We start from the raw sequence: 20,757 nt of genomic DNA on the forward strand, positions 1-20,757 counted from the left end.
AATAGGGTATGTTTTGCCTCTTTTTATATCACTATCAATTCTTTTTTTATTAGTTCCGATCCCCAATACTTCCATTATTCCTGCCTATCATAATACTGTTCAAACCACTTTGGCTGTCTTTGACAATTTATTTCTTCCGCAAGCCCGCAACTTCCACACCAATATTTTGGCCGAATGTATGTTCTTTTGCGGTGGGGATAATAGAGAATTTCTAAAAATATTTCTAATGTGTATAAATCTACCGCTTAATAGTATTAATACATCATTATACACTTGATGAATATATGCGCATAAAGAAAGGTACATTTTCATTTATGATAATGTACCTTTCTTTTTTTGATGTTATAAGCTAAAATAGTTGGCCTTCTGGTTACTGTACATTTACTTATTATTTTTCACAGTTTCCATTCCTTCTTTTAACATTTTTTGAATGCTCTGATTATGGGCTCGACGTATTCTCTTTAGACTGTATAAAGTATCGGGATCGTTATCTATCACATTCACCCCGAATTTACAAGTCAGGGTCGCTTTAAAACCCAGATTTTTAATGATAGTTTCTATTTTATCGTTATATCTGCCATATGGATAGGTAAACGTATTTGGACTATTACCTGTAACAGACAAAATTTCTTCCTGCAGCTTATTTAAATCATTCGATAAGAATTCTTCATAGTTCTCTAATGATTCATTATCCATTTGGCAGCATCCATAGCGTCCTTTAGAAATTTTATGTAAATTGTAGGAATGGCTTTGTATTTCAACAAGTCCAGATTGCTGCATTTCTTTTATTTCATCCCATGTTACATGAGAATATTCAATATTTTCATCGCATACTTTTGAAAAATCATCGACGCTTTTTCCAATTACAGATAAAACTATTTTCATATTATATTCTTTTGCCAGAGGATAAACATTTAAATAGGTACTAAGATACCCGTCATCAAAAGAAAGAATGACTGGATTCGGGGGTAATTCCTTTTTATCATGAACATATTCTATTAATTGCGTCATTGTTATAGTATTGTAATCATTTTCTTTTAAATACTTTAAATCACTTTCAAATTCATTGGGACTAATGACATCATTGCCAAAACCACTGTTTTTTACTTGATGATACATTATAATCGGAACTAAAATCCCATCAGCAGGTTGTACGGAAGTGGTCGTATGGATTTTATATATACTTTTTATTATGGAAATAGATAATAGGCTGTATGTAATGATCAATATAATATTTTTTAGAATATTTCTATATTTTTTTATTCGGTCCATAATTATGCCCTTATATATTGTTATAACAATTGTATGCCGAAGATGTGAATTAATTCATATTATTTCCTTAATAGATTGGCTGTGGAACACAGGTAAAAAAGAAGAATATGTGATTGTTAAAAAGAACCTTACCTGATATGCTTAAAAAAGCATGGATTATAGATATCTTTCAGAGGCAACGTAAAAACGCCATACCAGGGAGGGGAAATATGCATTCATTAGTTCATAAGCCCAATATCAGTCTTTTCAAGAAAATAATAACTATCTTTTTAATAGTTATAGCTCCAATTTTTATACTTGGAATTTATATCCGCAATTGGGGAGCCAACACGGTACGTGAAGAGCTGTCAAAATCATCAACTGCTCAGATTGAATTTTATTTAAGCCAGCTGGAAAAAGAAATTGAACGGCTTAAAATATTGCAATACACTTGCTTAAATGATGAGCACCTTAACCGTCTCGCAGTCCAGTATAGCATTATGAGTGATTATGATATAGTCAGCAATATGAGACAGCTTCAGGCACGTCTTATAACAATTGCGTATAGCAGCAGCTATGTAAAAAATGTCAGCGCCCATGTGTTTTCAATCGATAAAACGATCTCATCTTCCAGGGGAGTGGATGATTTAGATAACATGGTATATGAACGTACAAGGACCGCTGCAGGGCTGAGGGGAGCCCAAATCATCAGATATGAAGATGGTTTATATCTTACAACAGTCTATCCTTCGGACAATACAGGCCCAAACAGTAACTATGTCATAGAGATAGAGTTGGATCAAGATGTATTTAAGGAAGATTTGGAGCAGTTTAATATTTATCCCGATAGTGGATCGTTTTTGATCGATCTTACAAACTCGAATGAAATCGCCATGGCCAATACGGGGAAGCCTCTGCAGTTCCATGAGATATTGGGTGATCTTAGTATTGTTGATAAAAGTGGCACTAATCTTAGTAAAATAGAAGATTATCATTGCTATTCCGTGTATGCGAAGTCAGAGTATCTAAATATGCTATTACTCAGATATTTGCCGGAAAATTTGGTATTTACACCGATGCGAAATTTTACCAGCTGGATATGGGTATTCATCATGGTATCAATAACAGTAATTATAATCTTCACATTATCCATGAACCGCTTTATAAATAAACCTATTAAAAAATTGGTAGAGGTTTTCCGGCAGGTAGAAAAAGGGAACCTGCAGATAAGTTTAGATACAAATGACGTTAGATCTAAGGAATTCGCCTATCTGTATACCAGATTCAACAAAATGGTTGATAGCTTAAATATGTTAATCGATCAGGCCTATAAGCAGAAAATATTGACCCAACGTGCCGAATTAAAGCAGCTGCAGGCACAAATCAAGCCGCATTTTCTATATAACAGTTTTTTCATTATCAATACTATGGCTCAGATGGGGGATGAAAATCTGATAGAGTTTACCAATCATCTGGGTGAATATTACCGCTATCTTACCAGGAATGCCGCAGATATTATCCCTCTTAATGAAGAAGTTGAACATGCACGTACTTATACCAGTATTCTGTCCATGCGTTTTACAAAGAATCTTAAGGTTGAATTCAGTTCCTGCCCAAAGGAATTTGCACATTATCCCGTTCCCCGGCTCATTATACAGCCCTTGATCGAGAACGCTTTTGAACATGCGGTGGAAAAGAGAATGAAAGATCGAATCATATCCATCTCTTTTGAAAGTGATAATGGAAGACTACATATTATTGTTGAAGATAATGGAACCAGTTTGACAGATGAAAAACTTTCAGAGCTGCAAAGAATGTTGACATCACAATCTGATGACGCAGAAGTAACAGCATTGTTTAACATTAACAGACGTTTACAATTGCAGTACGATGAAGTTAGCAGAGTGTTACTTAAGCGAAGTCTGTTGGGAGGACTTGGAGTAGAACTAATTTTAGGGCTTAGGGGGGAGTAAAATGTATCGACTTTTAATCGCAGATGATGAGGAGATTATCGTTAATGGGTTGTATGACATCTTTTCGAGTCTTGAAAATTTGGAACTGGATGTTTATAAAGCATATTCTGGCGAAGAAGCGATACAGTGGCTGGGACGCACGAGAATTGATATTGCTTTGACAGATATAAATATGCCGGAAATCGATGGTCTTCAGCTGCTGGATGAAATCAAGAAACGCTGGCCATGGTGCCGTGTGATTTTCCTTACAGGGCATAGTGAATTTAACTATGCATATAAGGCAATTCAATATAGCAATGTAAGATACATATTGAAGACCGAGGGATATGGCAAGATCATAAAAACAGTTGAACGTGTAGTACAGGAGTTAAAAGATGAAAATCAGACAAATGAATTGATACAAAATGCCAAGGACCAAATAAATCTTGCTCAGGATTTATTTTGCCAGAAGTATTTTTATGCACTACTTAATAATGATAATTCGTTAAAGATTAATGCGGAAGAATTTGAAAGGCTCTTTATACATCTAAAGGCAGACGAGCCTGTGATGCTGATTTTAGGCGAAATATTGATTTTGCCTAAAACGGTAGACTTTTGGGAGAAAAACCAGATTATGTATTCCATAAAGCAGCTGATCGTCAGATACTTTGCCATGCATATCAACAGCTTGGTAGTACCGCTTAAGGACGAAAAAATAGCTGTTTTTGCTCAGCCCCATAAAATACAATCATATCCGGACAATCCATATGACAGTATGAGTGTCTTTTTAAAAGGGACTTTGGAAATGGTTCAGTCAGCCTGCCGGGAAAGGCTGAATGCTCCTGTAAGTTTTGCTTTAGCAGAAAAACCATGTAAATGGGAGGAAGTTGCAGAGAAATATGTATCCCTCATTGATTTACTCAATTATCAAGTTGGGCATGACATGGAAACAATCATTGATGAAAGGGAGTTTCGGAAGCAGAGACAGACATTTATTCCGTCTTTTGGGGGCAATTCTAATACCGCGACCACCTTATTGCAGGGATTGCTGTACCGCAAAGACTTGAGTAATCTGCATCATTCCATAGAGACCGGAGAGGAACAGGATTACTATGATTCTCTGCGAAGATGGCTCGAACCTCTTGGTGAAATACAGGATAAAAATGATGTGATCGCATTAGAGGCATATCAGACGATCATAACATTCTTTCTTTCCTGTGTAAATCGATTCCAGCTGGCACCACGGTTTTCTGAATCCCAAAATTTAAACAGGCTGTATAACGGCGAAAAATACACTACCTGGAAAGAGGCGGCAGAGCATCTTTTTGAATTGTCTCATATACTTTTTGACATGCAAAAAGAAGAACAGAGCAAAAGGACAAATGATACAATCGATTTTGTGCGGCGGCATATCGAAAATCATTTGTCTGAAGATTTATCACTGACCAGTTTGTCTGAAAAGACTTATTTGAATCCTTCATACCTTTCGCGGCTTTATCATCAGACGACCGGTCATAAGCTTTCCAGTTTTATAGAAAATTCCCGAATAAAAAAAGCTAAAGAATTACTTGAAAATCCTCATGAAAAGATATATGAAATTGCAAAGAAGGTGGGATACGACACAGCAGCCTCATTTACTCGCTTTTTTAAAAAAGCAGAGGGGATCTCGCCTCAGGAATACCGGGACTCATTTATTGCAATGAAAAGGCTGAAAAACTAAAAATAAGTAATAGATGTAAAAATATGTAAAGGCATAAGTTTTTTATGGTAAAAAAAAGTTAAGTAAATCAAAAGATGGTTGTAGAAAATGACAAAAAATGTGTTTATAATATGAAAAGAAATTGGTTATAAAGTATAAAATGAGGAGGGTTATATGAGAAAACGTATTATAAGCACAGGTATATCTGCTGTATTGATTGGCGGCTTGCTGCTGACTGCCTGCGGAGGCAATCGTTCGGCGGTTTCATCGTCTTCTGCAAGCGGATCAAGTGAAACAGGCTCTGCTGTTGAAAAAAACAGCTCTGTTGCAGCAGAAGATGGGGATCCATTTGGAAAATATGATCCATCTGTTAAAATGACGTTTGCCCGTACAGTAGATAATGATCTGAATGACAACATACTGCCGAAAACTCCAGGCGAAACAATTGAAAGCAACAGATGGTTGGATTTGTATTCAAAGGATTTAGGCATTGACATTAGCTATGCCTGGACTGTAAGAGGTGGTCTCAATGATGATGCTTATACACAGAAGTTAAATGTTACTATTGCATCCGGAGACTTACCGGATGTACTGATCGTAAATCGAACACAGCTGAAACAATTGGCAGAATCAGATATGATCGCAGATATGACAGTGTATTATGACAAGTATGCCAGTAAGCTGACGAAGGAAGTTTATAATTCAGAAGGCCCTGGAATCCTGGAATCTGCTACTTTTAATGAGCGTTTAATGGCTGTGCCTTATGCAGATGCATCAGTGGAAAGTACACAATATCTATGGCTTCGTCAGGATTGGCTGGATAAGCTTAACCTGGAACCACCCAAGACCATGCAGGATTTATTGAAAATTGCGAAAGCATTCACCACGCTTGACCCCGATGGAAATGGCAAAGACGATACCTACGCAATGGCAATCACAAAAAATTTATATAGCGGTGCCATGGGTACAGAAGGTTTTTTTGCAGGATATCATTCTTATCCGAATATGTGGGTGAAAACAGATGAAGGAACTTTAGCCTGGGGAAGTGTATTGCCGGAAACAAAGGAAGCTTTACGGGCTTTAGCTGAAATGTATGCGGCCGGCGAAATTGATCCGGAATTTGGAATCAAAGACGGCGCCAAGGTTGCAGAGATGATAGCAGCAGGGAAATTGGGTATTAATTTTGGTGAGCAATGGAATCCGATGTATCCGCTGATCAGCAACTATCAAAATGATCCGGAAGCGGACTGGGTTGGCTATCCTATCGTATCAATTGATGATACATTACCTAAAGTTCCGCAGAAGTTCCGTACTCAATGGTATTATGCTGTCCGCAAAGATTATGCGAATCCTGAAGCCGTAGTTAAATTGATTAATCTGCACCTTGAGAAAAACTGGGGTGAGAACAATGAATTTGATTATTATTATATGCCGGCTGAAAATGGAGCTGTAGGTGTTTGGAAGTTCTCACCGGTTGCACCGGCTCCAACCAATAAGAACCTTGAGGCATTTAATGAGATTCAAAAAGCACGCAAGCTGGGGGATATGAGTATTCTGAAAGGTGAACCAGCTGTAATTCAAGGAAATCTGGAAGCTTACTATGGCGGTGATACTTCTCAGTGGGGCTGGGAGAAAATATATGGACCAACTGGAGTCTTTAATGCGCTGAATGGATATATTGAAAATGGTCAGGTGATGAGAGAAGAGTTTGTAGGTGCACCTACGCCGACTATGGTAGATAAACAATCTTCTCTGCGTACGATGGAACTGGAGATGTTTGTCCGGATTATCATGGGTGATGTTTCCATAGATGAGTTTGATAAGTTCGTTGAAAACTGGAATGCTCTTGGCGGGGCTCAGATGACAAAGGAAGTTAATGAATGGTATCAATCCATTAAAAACTAGAAAATATTTTACGAGAGGAGAGGTTTAACAAAAACTTTTCCTCTCGTTTTTATTCAAACAGGAAAGAGAGGATTATTTTTATGAAACATGGACGAATGCGGGAACTGCCATTGCATTTGATGATTTTACCCAGTGTGATAATGCTCATTTGTTTCAGTTATTTACCGATGGGAGGGATTGTTATTGCGTTCCAGAAGTTTGTGCCTGCCAAAGGACTATTTGGTGACCAGAAATGGATTGGATTTGACAACTTTATTTATCTGTTCAGATTGCCAAATTTCATAAGCGTACTTTGGAATACTCTTTTTATTGCCATAATGAAGATAATTTTCGGACTTTTGATCCCGATTGTAGTTGCGATTCTCATTAATGAAGTAAAAAATAATTCATTGAAAAAAGGTATTCAGACGGCTATTTACTTACCCCACTTTTTATCATGGGTGGTATTAGGGGGTATATTTATAGATATACTCGCTCCCGGGGACGGACTGATTAATCATGTTGTAAAAGCTTTCGGTGGTCAGCCGATATTCTTTCTGGGTGATAATAAATGGTTCCCATTTACTTTAATAGTAACTGAGACATGGAAGTCATTTGGATATGGAACGATTGTATATTTGGCAGCAATAACAGGTATTGATCTAAGCTTGTATGAAGCAGCACAGGTTGACGGGGCAAACCGTTGGAAGCAAATATGGCATATTACCCTTCCAGGTATGCGAATGGTTATTGTTCTATTAATGGTATTAAGTCTTGGAAATGTACTGAATGCCGGATTCGACCAGGTGTTCAACCTGTATAGTCCACCGGTGTATGCAAGTGGAGATATTATTGATACGTTTGTTTACCGGATTGGTATGTTAGAGGCACAATTTGGAGTTGCTACTGCGGTAGGTCTGTTTAAATCAGTTATTTCGCTGACTTTAATTTCGGTTTCATACTGGTTTGCTATTAAGTTTGCAGACTATCAGTTGTTTTAGGAAAGGAATCGTATATGAAAAGGAATAAGAAATTTAAGTGGTTTCCGGTATTGAATACTGCTATCCTGGTCATGCTGGCTTTGATCTGCGTGATACCGCTTGTCCATGTCGCTGCTGTTTCATTCAGTTCCAGCGCAGCGGCCGCCGCCGGAGATGTATCATTATGGCCTAAGGATTTTACGACAAATTCATACACATTTGTTGCAAAGCGTCCTGCTTTTTGGCGCTCAATGAGAGTCTCAGTTACACGAATTATCTTGGGTGGAGGCTTAAGCATTTTACTTACGATTACGGCGGCGTATCCGTTATCTCAGCCGAAGGGAAGCTTTCGATTCAGAACAGTTTATGCTTGGTTCTTTTTTATTACAATGATTTTTAATGCCGGGTTAATTCCATGGTACATGGTAATAAGACAATTCGGTCTTTTGGATAGTATTTGGGCATTGATCCTTCCCGGCGCCGTACCTGTCTTCAGTGTTATTCTATTACTTAACTTTTTTCGTGAAGTTCCCAGAGAACTTGCAGAGGCGGCATTTATTGATGGAGCCGGGCATTGGCGCACCCTTTGGACAATATATGTGCCTTTGTCAAAACCTGCGCTTGCAACACTCCTGCTATTCTCGCTGGTGGCAAACTGGAACAGTTGGTTTGATGGCTTGATTCTCATGAACAATCCAGATAATTATCCACTACAGACTTACATACAAACCATTGCGGTTCAGCGCTCATTCAGCATGATGACGAGAGAAGAAATTCAGCAGATGGCAACGATATCGGACCGAACCCTGCGATCTGCACAAATATTTTTAGGCTCCCTGCCCATTGTTGTGGTATATCCTTTCCTGCAAAAATATTTTGTGAAAGGAATAGTATTAGGTGGAGTTAAGGGGTAAGAAGGAAAAGGCTGGTGAATGCGAAATGAAAAAACAGGTGTTTAATCCCTATCTGCCGTCATGGGAATATGTTCCCGACGGCGAACCACATGTGTTTGAGGAACGAGTATATGTGTACGGTTCACATGATCGATTCAATGGTTTTGCATATTGCTTAAATGATTATGTATGTTATTCTGCTCCGGTAGATGACTTGAGCGATTGGAGGTATGAGGGTGTTATTTATGAAATGACAAATGATCCTTTAAATGCAGATGGCAGCATGTGTCTGTATGCGCCTGATGTAGTCAGAGGACCGGATGGGAAATATTATCTATATTATGTTTTAGATAAAGTTCCGATTGTTTCGGTGGCGGTAAGTGATACCCCTGCCGGAAAATACGGCTTTTATGGGTATGTACGTGATATAGATGGAACACGACTAGGAGAGAGAACCAATGATCAGCCGCAATTTGACCCGGCAGTTTTAGCGGAGGGTGATAAAGTCTACTTGTATACTGGTTTTTGCGGCCCTGGAGATAAATCGCGCAAAGGCGCTATGGCGACAGTACTTGCGCCAGATATGCTGACAATGATTGAGGAGCCTGTAATAATAGTTCCTGGAAATTGCTATGGCAGCGGGACAGGGTTTGAAGGACATGAGTTCTTTGAAGCACCATCTATCAGAAAGCATGGAGATACTTATTATTTTGTCTATTCTTCGAGACAGATGCATGAATTATGCTATGCAACGAGTATGTGTCCCACAAAAGACTTTACTTATCGGGGCGCGATTGTGAGCAATTGTGATGAGAATATTACTTACCGGAAACCGGCCGGGATGCACACGTATGTTCCTGGGAATAATCATGGCGGCATGGTAGAAGTACTTGGGCAGTGGTATATTTTTTATCATAGACATACAAATGGAACCAATTTCAGCCGCCAGGGCTGTGCCGAACCAGTTCGGATTAAGGAGGACGGCTCAATTGAGCAAGTTGAAATGACATCGTGCGGTTTAAATGGCGGCCCTTTAATTGGAAAGGGGGAGTACTTTGCATATATTGCCTGTAATTTGTTCTCTAAATCGATGAAAAACGACCATCTGCTTCATCATGCTGGCTGGATTGATGGGAAATATCCCAGAATCACGCAGGATGGACGGGATGGTGATGAAGAAATGGGATATATCGCCAATATGCAGGATTCCACAATAGCAGGATTTAAGTACTTTGAATGCAAGGGTATCACAAGGATTTCTCTTAAAACGAGAGGTTATGGAAACGGGTATTTTGAAGTGAAAATTTTGTGGGATGGGGAAACCTTAGGGAAAATTCCGGTAGGTTATTCAAACGTCTGGGTGGTAAATTCTGCTGATATCATGATTCCGGATGGAGTTCAAGCTTTATTTTACGAATTTAAAGGCGAGGGTGGAATCAGCTTAAATTCATTCACTTTAGAATAATGAGAGTGAAAGGAGCAGGGGATGCAGAAATATGGCGAAACGATAGAAGATAAAAGGGAAACGCATATCTGGTGGACTGATATCCCGGATCCGGATGTGATCCGGGTTGATGATACATATTATATGACCAGCACTACCATGCACTTTACACCAGGCTGTCCAATTATGAGATCAAAGGATCTGGTTCATTGGGAAATTGTAAGTTATGTTTATGATATTCTGGAAAACAGCGATGAAATGACTTTGAAAAATGGAAAACATGATTATGGCAGAGGATCATGGGCGAGCTGTTTGAGGTATGCTAATCATACTTTTTATGTTGCATTCACGGCATACAATTCGAATAAAACATATATATTCCAGACTAAAAATATAGAAAGCAATAAATGGGACAGGTACACGCTTGAGGGTATTTACCATGATATGTCTCTGCTTTTTGATGAAGACGGTAAGGTTTATATGGTGTTCGGGGGTGGAACGATCCGGGTCATTGAATTAACCACCGATGCAAAGGCTATTAAACCTAAAGGCATGGACAAGGTGATTATTCTTAAAGCTGACGTGGGAGGAGAAGGCGGCCTTCCGGCCGAAGGCTCTCACCTATATAAACGGAATGGAATGTACTATATTTTCTTGATAGCATGGCCTTCAGCCCCTCGGTCTACGGGAAGGAGAATTCAAATATGTTATCGCTCAGATAGAATTGATGGTGAGTATGAGGGAAAAGTAATTTTCGAAAATGATATGGGATTTCACAATAAGGGGGTTGCACAGGGAGGGATTTTTGATACCGGGAGTGGAGAATGGTATTCCCTGATGTTTCAGGATCATGGTTCGGTTGGCAGGATTCCGGTTCTTGTCCCGTTTATCTGGGAAGAGGGTTGGCCGGTGTTTGAGGCCTATGGAAAGCTGCCCAATATAAACACTGTAAATTCGGAAAATTTCAACTGCCTTAATATCGTTAAATCTGATGATTTTAATCATCAAACATCGTTATCTCTCCAGTGGCAGTGGAATCATAATTGCGATGACAGATACTGGTCGCTGAGCGAAAGACCAGGATGGCTCAAATTGACGAATGGTACGCTTTGTCACAATATATCCGATGCCCGTAATACATTGACACAACGAACCTTTGGCCCTATCTGCTCTGGTAAGGTTTTGATTGATACATCAAATATGATGAATGGTGATTTTGCAGGTTTGAGTGCTTTTCAAGATCAGTATGGGTATGTGGGAGTTATGATGGCGGATGATGGAGCGAAGGTCATTATGGCAATGGCAAAACCTGAACCGTTTGAGCCAGCTAATACGCGATATGAGCCGGGAAAGCCAGAGTTAATAGTAGAAAGCATACCTTTAAACCAGAGAGAAATATATCTTCGCATCGACTTTGATTTACGTGACATGGCTGACACTGCTGATTTTTATTATAGCTTAGACGGCAGCAGATGGAGTGAGATTGGCAGACAATTGAATATGTCATACAGATTAACACATTTTGTGGGCTATCGCTTCGCTTTGTTTAGCTATGCGACGAAAGAAACAGGCGGTTTTGCCTCGTTTGATTATTTTAAGGTATCTTGATCTTCAGTATGGAGCTTAATTAAATAGGAGAATATAAGAATGAAAAAAGCAGAGATCATAATCGATAAGTATTTTCTGACAGGCAGCGTTGATCAGAGGATATTCGGTTCTTTCATTGAACATTTGGGACGAGCTATCTACGGCGGAATCTATCAGGAGGGAAACGTAAATTCTGATGAGCAGGGATTTCGAAAGGATACTCTGGAACTGGTAAAGGAGCTGGAGGTGCCGATCGTACGCTATCCGGGGGGTAATTTTGTATCTGGTTTTTGCTGGGAGGACAGCGTGGGGCCTAAGGAACAGCGACCGGCAAGGACGGAACTGGCCTGGCAGGTGGTCGAAACAAATCAGTTTGGTTTAAATGAATTTGCAGACTGGTCTCGAATGGCCGGAAGTGATATCATGATGGCAGTCAACCTCGGTACAAGAGGTCCGGCGGATGCGAAGAATCTTCTGGAGTACTGTAACTTTGAGGGCGGTACTTATTACAGCGAATTGCGTAAGGCACATGGCTATGTGAAACCACACAACATCAAGGTATGGTGCCTGGGCAATGAAATGGACGGAAAGTGGCAGATGGGCCACAAAACAGCAGAGGAGTACGGTCGGATCGCTTCAGAAACCGCGCGGATGATGAAATGGCTGGATCCGAATATCGAGACAGTGGCTTGCGGTAGCTCCGGTCTGATGATGCCTACGTTTGGTGAATGGGAATATCAGGTTTTAAACGAGTGCTACGACGAAGTGGACTATCTTTCTCTGCATCAGTATTACGGGAACCGCAGCAATGATACATCAGATTTCCTTGCCTGCTCGAAGGGGATGGATGATTTTATATCAGGAGTCGTATCTATCTGCGACGCGGTGAAGGCGAAAAAACATGGGAAGAAGGAGATTAACTTATCATTTGACGAGTGGAATGTTTGGTATCACAGCAACGAGCAGGATAAACGGATCAAACCATGGGATAAGGCGCCCCATCAGCTTGAGGATGTATATAACTTTGAAGATGCACTTTTAGTGGGCAGCATGTTGATTACCCTTTTAAGACATGCGGACAGAGTGAAGATCGCGTGCATGGCCCAACTGGTGAATGTAATCGCTCCGATCATGACGTCGGATACAGGCGCATGGCGTCAGACCATATTCTATCCTTACATGCATGCTTCCGTCTATGGAAAAGGAACTGTTCTATTGACTCAGATTAAGGCGCCGGTATATGAGAGCAGGACTTACGGAACCGTGTCCATACTGGACAGCGTATGCATCTGGGATCAGGAGTTGGAGACACTTACGATCTTTGCGGTGAATAAGGATCTGGAGGAAGATGTGGAAGCTGCATGTGATTTACGGCAGTTTGAGGGGTATCAGGTGAAAGATCATCTGGTGCTGACTCATGATGACATGAAAGCAGAGAATACGGAGACAGCTCCTGATACAGTAAAGCCAACGAGTTCCAATGCTTCCAGACTGGAAAATGGTAACTTTTCAACTGTATTCGGAAGACATAGTTGGAATGTGGTGCGCCTGAAAAAAGGCGTACAATAATAGATATCTCTACCAGTCAAAATAATTGAGAAAATGCTTAATTGGCCGTTTTGGAAAAAAGTCATCTCAATAGCAGGTGGCTCTGGCGCCTTACTGCAGGATTTAACGGCAGACCGTTCAAAGATTGTAACCATCGGCACCGCTTTGAGGGTATATAAAAATATAAAATCAATCTATAAGCCGGAGAATCGGAGTACAAGATGCACTTCAATTGTCCGGCTTTTTTGTTTTCTAGAAAGGAGCAATAGAACAATTGCTTTAATTTTAAAAGTGGATCCTTTTCCGAACCCTCTTATTGTATTCGCTCAATATATCTGATGCCCACCTTCCAAGGCCTCATCCAGCTGTTTATCGGTACATCTTCTTGCGGCCTCTGCATCACGCTCTTTTAGGCATTTATATAAACAAAGTACGCTATCGTATAGTGCCTCTTTCCCGTAACGCAGACAAAAGCGCTTCCAAAGCTGTGTTACAACAGGTTTAAAAGATATGTAAATTAAAGGTATAATACTGTTTCCACTGATAACGGAAAGTCTGTGATGAAAAGAAAAGGTGGCTGAGACCGTTTCTTCAATCGAAGTTGCATCAGCAACTTCCACTAATAATCCTTCTAATCCAAGAATATCCTCATTCGTTGAATTCTTTATAATCGAATCCGTTGCCAGATGTTCCAATGCCCGGCGTACTTCAAGAATTGAGTAAATTTCTGCTTGCCCAAGTGTATCTCCGTGATATTCCATAATGGCATTTAAGGTATTGATATTTCCGTTCTTGCCGTAATCTGCTACAAATACCCCCTGCCTTGGATGCACTTCCAAAAAACCCTGTTTTTCAAGTTCTGCGAACCCACTGTTAACCACTGCACGGCTAACCTGCATCTGCCTCGCAATCTCCCTTTCAGGAGGTAATTTACTTCCAACAGGGATATGCCCTGATAAAATCATGTCCCGAATCTGACAAATAAACATTTCTTTTAGGCTCAAAGCGCTAAGTTTCTGAAATTCCATCGTTTCCCCCCCTTGTTCTGGTTCTGGCCATACCAGAAATCAATACCATTTTATCATACATTCTTACAAAAATTCAACAAATAAATAAGTCATAGTGACAATAATTTTTTACAATATTGCTAGTTTCCATAGAATATTTTATAATAATATTGTTAAAAAATAAACTAAGCGATTCACCTGGCTGAACCAGAGCACTTAGGAAAATATTCCTTCTTCCTGACGGTTGAAAGACCTCTGAAAAAAGGAAAATTCCAAAAAGTGATTTAAAGCCAACAGATGACAGAAAAGAGAATATAAAGAAAGGAGCTTGACACATGGAAGATTTTAAAGTTCTTGAGATAAAAACAAGTGTCTTTGCTGACAACAACATACAAGCCGGAAAGCTTCGTGAAGAATTAAAGGAAAAGAAGGTTTTTCTTCTTAATCTGATGTCCAGTCCCGGAGCCGGGAAGACCACGACTCTGACACGTACGATTAATGCCCTAAAGAACGACTTTAACATTGGTGTTATGGAAGCGGATATTGATTCTGACGTGGATGCCCGTACCATTCAGCAAACTGGTGCAAAGGCTATCCAGCTGCATACCGGTGGTATGTGCCATCTGGATGCGGAAATGACCCGCCAGGGATTAGAGGGACTTGATACAGAAGGACTTGACCTTGTAATATTAGAAAATGTAGGCAACCTGGTCTGTCCTGCAGAATTTGACACCGGTGCAGTAAAAAATGCGATGATCCTCTCCGTCCCGGAAGGAGATGATAAACCTCTTAAATATCCGCTGATGTTTTCTATTTGCGATGTGATACTGATTAACAAGATGGATGTAATGCCGTATTTTAATTTTGATATGGAAAAATGCAAAGCTAATATTAGACTTCGTAATCCCAACGCTGTGATCATTCCCATCTGTGCTTTAAAAGATGAAGGTATAAAGGAATGGACCGACTGGTTAAGCAATGCAGTAAAATCCTGGTGTGAATAATAAAAGCATAACTATCATAAAAAGGTATTCATAAACTTCAAATGCGCAAAACAAGCGCGGGAAAGGAAATTATGAGTGAATTAAGACCTAAGATTGTAAGACTGGCGAAGATGGTAGGCGGTATAGCCGGAGCCATGAACAAAATCGATGAAAATTCTCCCGAATACTACGCTCTAAACTGTGTCGTAACAGATGACATGGCTGATATTGCTATGATTATCGGGCTGCGTAAACCCCGAACCTTCGAGTATGTTGCCAAGCGCTCCGGAAAGAGTAAAAAAGAGACAAAGGCCCTCTTAGAGCAGCTGGCCTACACAGGAGTCGCCAAAGTATGGAAGGATAAGGAAGATCATAAAGAGCGGTTTTTTGTGAATATATTTGCCCCCGGTATGTTAGAAATGATGGTAAATAACCGTGAACAGCTTAATGAACATCCTGAAATCGGCAAAGCCTTCGAAGAATATACCAGACTGCGTCTTGCGCCTATGGCAGCAAAATTCCCTCAAGGAATGGCAATGATGCGTGTCATTCCAGTCGAAGAGGCCATCAAGGATATCCCTGGTACAAAGCCCTGGGAACGTCTCTCTTATTACCTGGATAAATATGATACGTTCACGGTATCTGACTGCTCCTGCCGCCAGTCACGCCGTGTACTGGATGAGGGCTGCGGCCATTTGGAAAAAGACATCTGTATCCAGATGGGTGAAGGTGCCGAATATTACATAAAAACAGGCAGAGGCCGCCAGATATCACGGGAAGAAGCAAAAGAAATTATTAAATTTGCAGAAAATAATGGCCTGATGCATGAAATGCCCCATACCGACGGACTTGGTGAATCAGCGGCAATCTGCAACTGTTGTGGCTGCTCCTGCTTCTCCCTGCGTCTTGCAACCCTTTTTAATACTCCGGATTCCATACGTTCTAACTTTACTGCCAAGGTAAAAAAGGAAAACTGTGTAGCCTGCGGACAGTGTGTGGAAAATTGTCCGGTTAATGCTTTAAAACTTGGCCAAAAACTCTGTTCCAAGACGCCTGTTGCCATAAAGGCTGAACCTACCGCACGTGACCATGTCTGGAGAGAAAACAACTGGAATGTGGATTACCGTGAGAACCGTAAAGATGTTACAGAAGAAGGTACATCTCCTTGTAAAACTGCCTGTCCGGCTCATATTTCCGTACAGGGTTACATAAAGCTTGCTGCTTCCGGCCGCTACCATGAAGCATTAGAGCTGATAAAGAAAGAAAATCCTTTCCCTGCTGTCTGCGGACGCATCTGTCCTCATAGCTGTGAAAGCGAGTGCACCCGCGGAGATATCGATGAACCGGTTTCCATCGATGAAATCAAAAAGTTTATTGCGGATAAAGAGCTGGATGGTTCGATCCGCTATATCCCGCCTATGCGTTATCACCTTGGAAATAAAATCGCAGTGGTCGGCTCCGGTCCTTCCGGTCTTTCCTGTGCATATTACCTGGCAATTGATGGTTATCAGGTAACCGTATTTGAAAAGGAAGAAAAACTTGGCGGTATGCTTACCCTTGGTATTCCCTCCTTCCGCCTGGAAAAGGAGGTTCTTAATGCTGAAATAGATGTTCTGCGTGAAATGGGTGTTGCCTTTAAAACCGGAATTGAAGTCGGAAAAGATATTACTCTTAATGAACTTCGGAAAGAAGGTTACGAAGCCTTCTATCTGGCAATCGGCGCACAGGGGGGCAGAAGTCTTGGCATTGAAGGGGAGGAAGCTAACGGTGTTATCTCAGGCGTTGATTTCCTTCGCAATGTAAACCTTGGAAGAAAGGCAGAGCTTTCCGGAAATGTAGTTGTGATCGGCGGCGGAAATGTAGCAATTGATGTAGCCCGTACAGGGGTAAGACAGGGAGCTGCTGCTGTCAATCTTTACTGTCTGGAAAGTCCCAGTGAAATGCCGGCATTACCGGATGAGATTGCAGAGGCTGAGGAAGATAAAGTTTCCTTTCATAATGGCTGGGGCCCTAAGCGCATCTTGACAGAAGATGGAAAGGTTACCGGTGTAGAATTTAAGCGCTGCATCAGTGTATTCGATGAAGGCCAACGTTTCGCTCCAAAGTACGATGAAAATGATACCATTACTGTGGAAGCTGATACCGTACTGCTTTCCATTGGCCAGACTATTGAGTGGGGCGGACTTCTCTCAGAAAGTAAGGTTGAGCTTAGACGCGGCGGTACTGCCAAAGCTGACAGTCTGACCTTACAGACTTCGGAACCGGACGTTTTTGTTGGCGGTGACTGTTTTACCGGACCCCAATTTGCGATCCATGCCATTGCAGCCGGAAAAGAAGGTGCAATCTCTATTCACCGTTATGTACAGCCGGGACAGTCTCTTGTCTTTGGCCGTGACCGCCGGGAATACCATGCTTTTGATAAAAATAACGTTGCTATCGGATTACAGGATTTTGATACGACTCCCCGCCAGAGACCAGGCCATTCTCCTGAGAAAAAAGGCAGCTTCTATGATGAACGTATGACCTTCACCGAGGAACAGTTAAAGAAAGAAACGGAACGCTGCCTTGGCTGCGGTGCGGTAGAAATCGACAGTTATATGTGTATTGGCTGCGGCATGTGTACTACCAAATGCAAATTTGATGCAATTCATTTAGAGCGAACCTATAACACGGTTCCAAATACCTATGAAAAGCTTCCTGTCAAGATTGCCGCCAACGCCATTGTTCGTACCGGAAAGATTGCTGCAACCACCCTCAAAGAAAGCGTTGGCAGAAGAAGCTAACAAGAAAAGGAGAGGCAACAATGCATGAGCTTGGTGTATTAAACTCTATGGTCCACACCATTGAGCGTATCGTAAAGGAGCAGAATATAACAGAGGTCCGCAAGCTTGTCATCGAAGTTGGCGAGCTTTCCGGTATCGTGCCCAGATACTTAGAGCAAAGCTGGCCTGCTGCCTCCTATAAGACTTTTATGGAAAAAACAGAACTGGAACTTATCGTCATTCCCGGTATTGTTAAATGTAAAGGCTGCGGCAGGGTATTTAATGCCGTTTACAGTGATTTAAATTGCCCTGGCTGCGGCAGTATGGATATGGAAATCCTGGAAGGCGACGACATGATAATTAAGGAAATCGTGTGTAACTAAAGGATTCTAACGAAGAAGCGGCGGAGACTGTGGAAGAAGGAGCCGCAATTTAAAAGTCAAAGGTGAATGCCAGAACGTTCTCATGAATTTAATATGAAGGAAATTGAAGCGTGTGAAACAAGGAGGAATGGGTATGTTTGTGTTTTCAGAAAGTGTTCCTACAATATTGGTTTTACTGGTATGGCTTGGGGTGTTTATATCGTTGTTTGCCGCAAATGAATTGAGCCGTCGTTTTAAGTGGGTGGGGTTTGGCTGCTTTGTTGTGCTTCCGGTTGTTTTAACAGTTTTATGGCTGACGACGTTAAAGGATACTTCTTATATGGACTGGTTTCATCTGGCAAAGGTTTACTCCTCTACGGCGGGGTGTATTGGCTTTTGGTGTATCCGTCATATCAAAAAGCTGCAGCATAATAAAATTGCGTTGTGTTTCCCGCCGTTAATTCTGGCGATCAATATCCTGGAAGCCTGTATCCGTGATTTTGAAGTAAGCCAGTATGCGACACCGGTTATGGAGTTTATGAACAACCAGGTCCAGTACTATATCGGTGGTTCATGGAATGTCATGAACGGGATTGCAGGTCTCTTAAATATTGTGACCATTACAGGCTGGTTTGGAATCTGTATTCGAAAGAAGACCAGTAAGGATAAAAGCCAGGATATGCTTTGGCCTGATATGATGTGGTTCTGGATTATCGCCTATGATTTATGGAATTTCGCTTATACCTATAACTGCCTTCCGACTCATGCATGGTATTGCGGATTAGCACTTTTACTGGCCCCCACAATTTGTGCATTTACAGTGGGCAAGGGAGCATGGCTGCAGCATCGTGCCCAGACACTGGCACTATGGTGTATGTTTGCCCAGACGTTTCCGGTATTTCAGGATGCCAGCAGTTTTCTGGTGCATTCCCGATCCAGTAAAGCTATTGCAGAAGCAGCGATACGGGAAGGAATGCTTTCCCCTGACGGGTATACGGTATTGACCGGAACAGGAATCCAACCGGTGGCAGGTGTATCACCGGATACTACTTTTTTGTTTGTTATGAGTTTGCTGGCTCTCCTCGCAAATATCGGAGTCTTTGTCTATATGATTTACAGAATGTATAAGACAAAGAGAAATCCATATACCGGAGAATTATATACGGATCATAAGAAGTATCAGGAGATTAAGGCTTTGGCGGAGTAAATTTAACTTCATCAAGTAGGGTCGCGGATTGCCAATATCCGATTGACTGTATAGATGGACTGTTATGAAATCTCATATGCTCTCTTCCAGGTTGACAAGTGAAATAATAAAGCTTGTCACTTAGAAGAGAGCATATTTTTGTGCCTGTAGAAAATTATACTCACTAAGGCAGGTGCTTTACATATTATAAGATAATTGATAAGTTACTACATTGCTACTAAATGAAAGGAGTTGTCTTATACATGTTTCCTTACCCCCAAGAAATTCACCCATTTACTTATCACGATGATAGGGTTATGCCTTATGATTATTATAATTCCCCTTATTCTGAAGGACGATGGCTTAGGAGCAAGGGTGCTCTCGAATCGGATGAAAAATATCTTTTACCAGCACAGCAACGGCTTACTTACGTGCTTGTACATGGCTCTTGGGCTGATGCTCACTTCTGGGATGGCGTAGCAGCAGTGCTGTGTATTCAAGGGCATACAGTATTTACGCCAGAATACGCAGGCCATGGTAAGGACTCGAATAAAGATGTTACTCATGAGATGATAACAAAGTCAGTCGTTGATTTTATAACAAAACGGAATCTGAGTGATTTCGTTCTGGTTGGGCACAGCTTCGGTGGAAGTGTCATCCAAAAGGTTGCAGAACAGGTACCAGACCGCATTAAGCGCCTCATATTCTGGGATGCATTCGTATTGGAAGATGGAGAGTCGGTTGCCGACGAGGTCCCCCCAAAAACACGACAGGGTTTCGAGCAGCTCCGGGCGGAATCAACGGATGATACGATTATGCTTCCATTTCCACTATTTCGAGATTTGTTTGTCAATACGGCTACCTTAGAAGAAGCCGGATGGCTGTATGCCCGCGTCACTCCGGAGCCGGCTGGACCGCTTTTCGAAAAGCTGGACCTTAAAGCATTCTATGGGTTGTCTATATCCAAAAGCTATGTGTACTTTTTCCAAGACAATGCATTGCCGCAAGGAGAAGGCTACGGCTGGAATCCACATATGTCGGCACGGCTTGGTCAGTTCCGCCTTATTGTCGGCGATGGGGACCACTTTACGGATACTCTCACAAGGCCGGATATGGTTGCGTGGAAGCTTTACGAGGCGGGGCGTGATTGACGTGATAATAAGTTATTACTGCAAGCTTGCTGGAAAAATTGAAAGGGCCTGAGGGTACTGATATAATA

Annotated in this window: 15 protein-coding genes; 13 read left to right on the plus strand and 2 right to left on the minus strand. The window is 41.3% G+C overall.

Annotation, left to right across the window (positions count from 1 at the left end):
* Nucleotides 1-381 precede the first annotated feature (381 nt).
* On the minus strand, nt 382-1,272 hold the full coding sequence (locus BMW45_RS19380) for a polysaccharide deacetylase family protein (RefSeq protein WP_092247823.1): 891 nt from the start codon (nt 1,270-1,272) through the stop codon (nt 382-384).
* A 113-nt stretch (nt 1,273-1,385) separates the two neighbouring features.
* On the opposite strand from BMW45_RS19380, the gene BMW45_RS19385 reads away from it, so the two are divergent.
* The 8 genes from BMW45_RS19385 to arfA all read left to right on the plus strand — a co-directional run bounded on the left by BMW45_RS19385 (nt 1,386) and on the right by arfA (nt 13,259).
* Nucleotides 1,386-3,224, plus strand: a complete 1,839-nt coding sequence (locus BMW45_RS19385) for a sensor histidine kinase (protein ID WP_242883166.1) — start codon at nt 1,386-1,388, stop codon at nt 3,222-3,224.
* Between the two features lies 1 nt (nt 3,225).
* The gene (locus tag BMW45_RS19390; protein ID WP_092247831.1) at nt 3,226-4,923 is read left to right on the plus strand and encodes a response regulator transcription factor; all 1,698 of its coding nucleotides are present in this window, start codon (nt 3,226-3,228) and stop codon (nt 4,921-4,923) included.
* A 153-nt stretch (nt 4,924-5,076) separates the two neighbouring features.
* Nucleotides 5,077-6,807 carry an extracellular solute-binding protein gene (locus BMW45_RS19395; protein WP_092247834.1) on the plus strand — a complete coding sequence of 577 codons (1,731 nt, stop codon included), beginning with the start codon at nt 5,077-5,079 and terminating at the stop codon, nt 6,805-6,807.
* An 80-nt stretch (nt 6,808-6,887) separates the two neighbouring features.
* Nucleotides 6,888-7,787, plus strand: a complete 900-nt coding sequence (locus tag BMW45_RS19400) for an ABC transporter permease (protein WP_092247837.1) — start codon at nt 6,888-6,890, stop codon at nt 7,785-7,787.
* A 14-nt stretch (nt 7,788-7,801) separates the two neighbouring features.
* The gene (locus tag BMW45_RS19405; RefSeq protein ID WP_092247840.1) at nt 7,802-8,680 is read left to right on the plus strand and encodes a carbohydrate ABC transporter permease; all 879 of its coding nucleotides are present in this window, start codon (nt 7,802-7,804) and stop codon (nt 8,678-8,680) included.
* A 25-nt stretch (nt 8,681-8,705) separates the two neighbouring features.
* Nucleotides 8,706-10,124, plus strand: coding sequence for a family 43 glycosylhydrolase (locus tag BMW45_RS19410; protein WP_092251129.1), 1,419 nt, complete (start codon nt 8,706-8,708; stop codon nt 10,122-10,124).
* 21 nt (nt 10,125-10,145) lie between these two features.
* A complete protein-coding gene (locus tag BMW45_RS19415) occupies nt 10,146-11,711 on the plus strand; it encodes a glycoside hydrolase family 43 protein (protein WP_242883167.1) in 1,566 nt (521 codons plus the stop codon).
* Between the two features lie 39 nt (nt 11,712-11,750).
* A complete protein-coding gene (arfA, locus tag BMW45_RS19420; RefSeq protein ID WP_092247843.1) occupies nt 11,751-13,259 on the plus strand; it encodes an arabinosylfuranosidase ArfA in 1,509 nt (502 codons plus the stop codon).
* A 305-nt stretch (nt 13,260-13,564) separates the two neighbouring features.
* Here the strand turns inward: arfA and BMW45_RS19425 are convergent, their stop codons facing one another.
* Nucleotides 13,565-14,266: a FadR/GntR family transcriptional regulator gene (locus BMW45_RS19425; protein WP_025232234.1), complete on the minus strand. Its 702-nt coding sequence runs from the start codon at nt 14,264-14,266 to the stop codon at nt 13,565-13,567.
* Between the two features lie 314 nt (nt 14,267-14,580).
* Between BMW45_RS19425 and hypB the strand changes: the two genes are divergently transcribed.
* From hypB to BMW45_RS19450, 5 genes are all read left to right on the plus strand, one after another.
* On the plus strand, nt 14,581-15,249 hold the full coding sequence (gene hypB, locus BMW45_RS19430; RefSeq protein ID WP_092247846.1) for a hydrogenase nickel incorporation protein HypB: 669 nt from the start codon (nt 14,581-14,583) through the stop codon (nt 15,247-15,249).
* A gap of 71 nt (nt 15,250-15,320) precedes the next feature.
* Nucleotides 15,321-18,011: an FAD-dependent oxidoreductase gene (locus tag BMW45_RS19435; RefSeq protein WP_242883168.1), complete on the plus strand. Its 2,691-nt coding sequence runs from the start codon at nt 15,321-15,323 to the stop codon at nt 18,009-18,011.
* Nucleotides 18,012-18,031: 20 nt separating this feature from the next.
* A complete protein-coding gene (locus BMW45_RS19440; RefSeq protein ID WP_054789404.1) occupies nt 18,032-18,373 on the plus strand; it encodes a hydrogenase maturation nickel metallochaperone HypA in 342 nt (113 codons plus the stop codon).
* 133 nt (nt 18,374-18,506) lie between these two features.
* Nucleotides 18,507-19,559: a DUF5692 family protein gene (locus tag BMW45_RS19445; RefSeq protein WP_092247852.1), complete on the plus strand. Its 1,053-nt coding sequence runs from the start codon at nt 18,507-18,509 to the stop codon at nt 19,557-19,559.
* A gap of 296 nt (nt 19,560-19,855) precedes the next feature.
* Nucleotides 19,856-20,689 (plus strand): alpha/beta fold hydrolase, encoded by an 834-nt coding sequence (locus BMW45_RS19450; protein WP_166433491.1) that lies wholly within the window; start codon nt 19,856-19,858, stop codon nt 20,687-20,689.
* Nucleotides 20,690-20,757: the final 68 nt, after the last annotated feature.

It is taken from the genome of Lacrimispora sphenoides, from assembly GCF_900105215.1.
GTDB lineage: Bacteria > Bacillota > Clostridia > Lachnospirales > Lachnospiraceae > Lacrimispora > Lacrimispora sphenoides_A.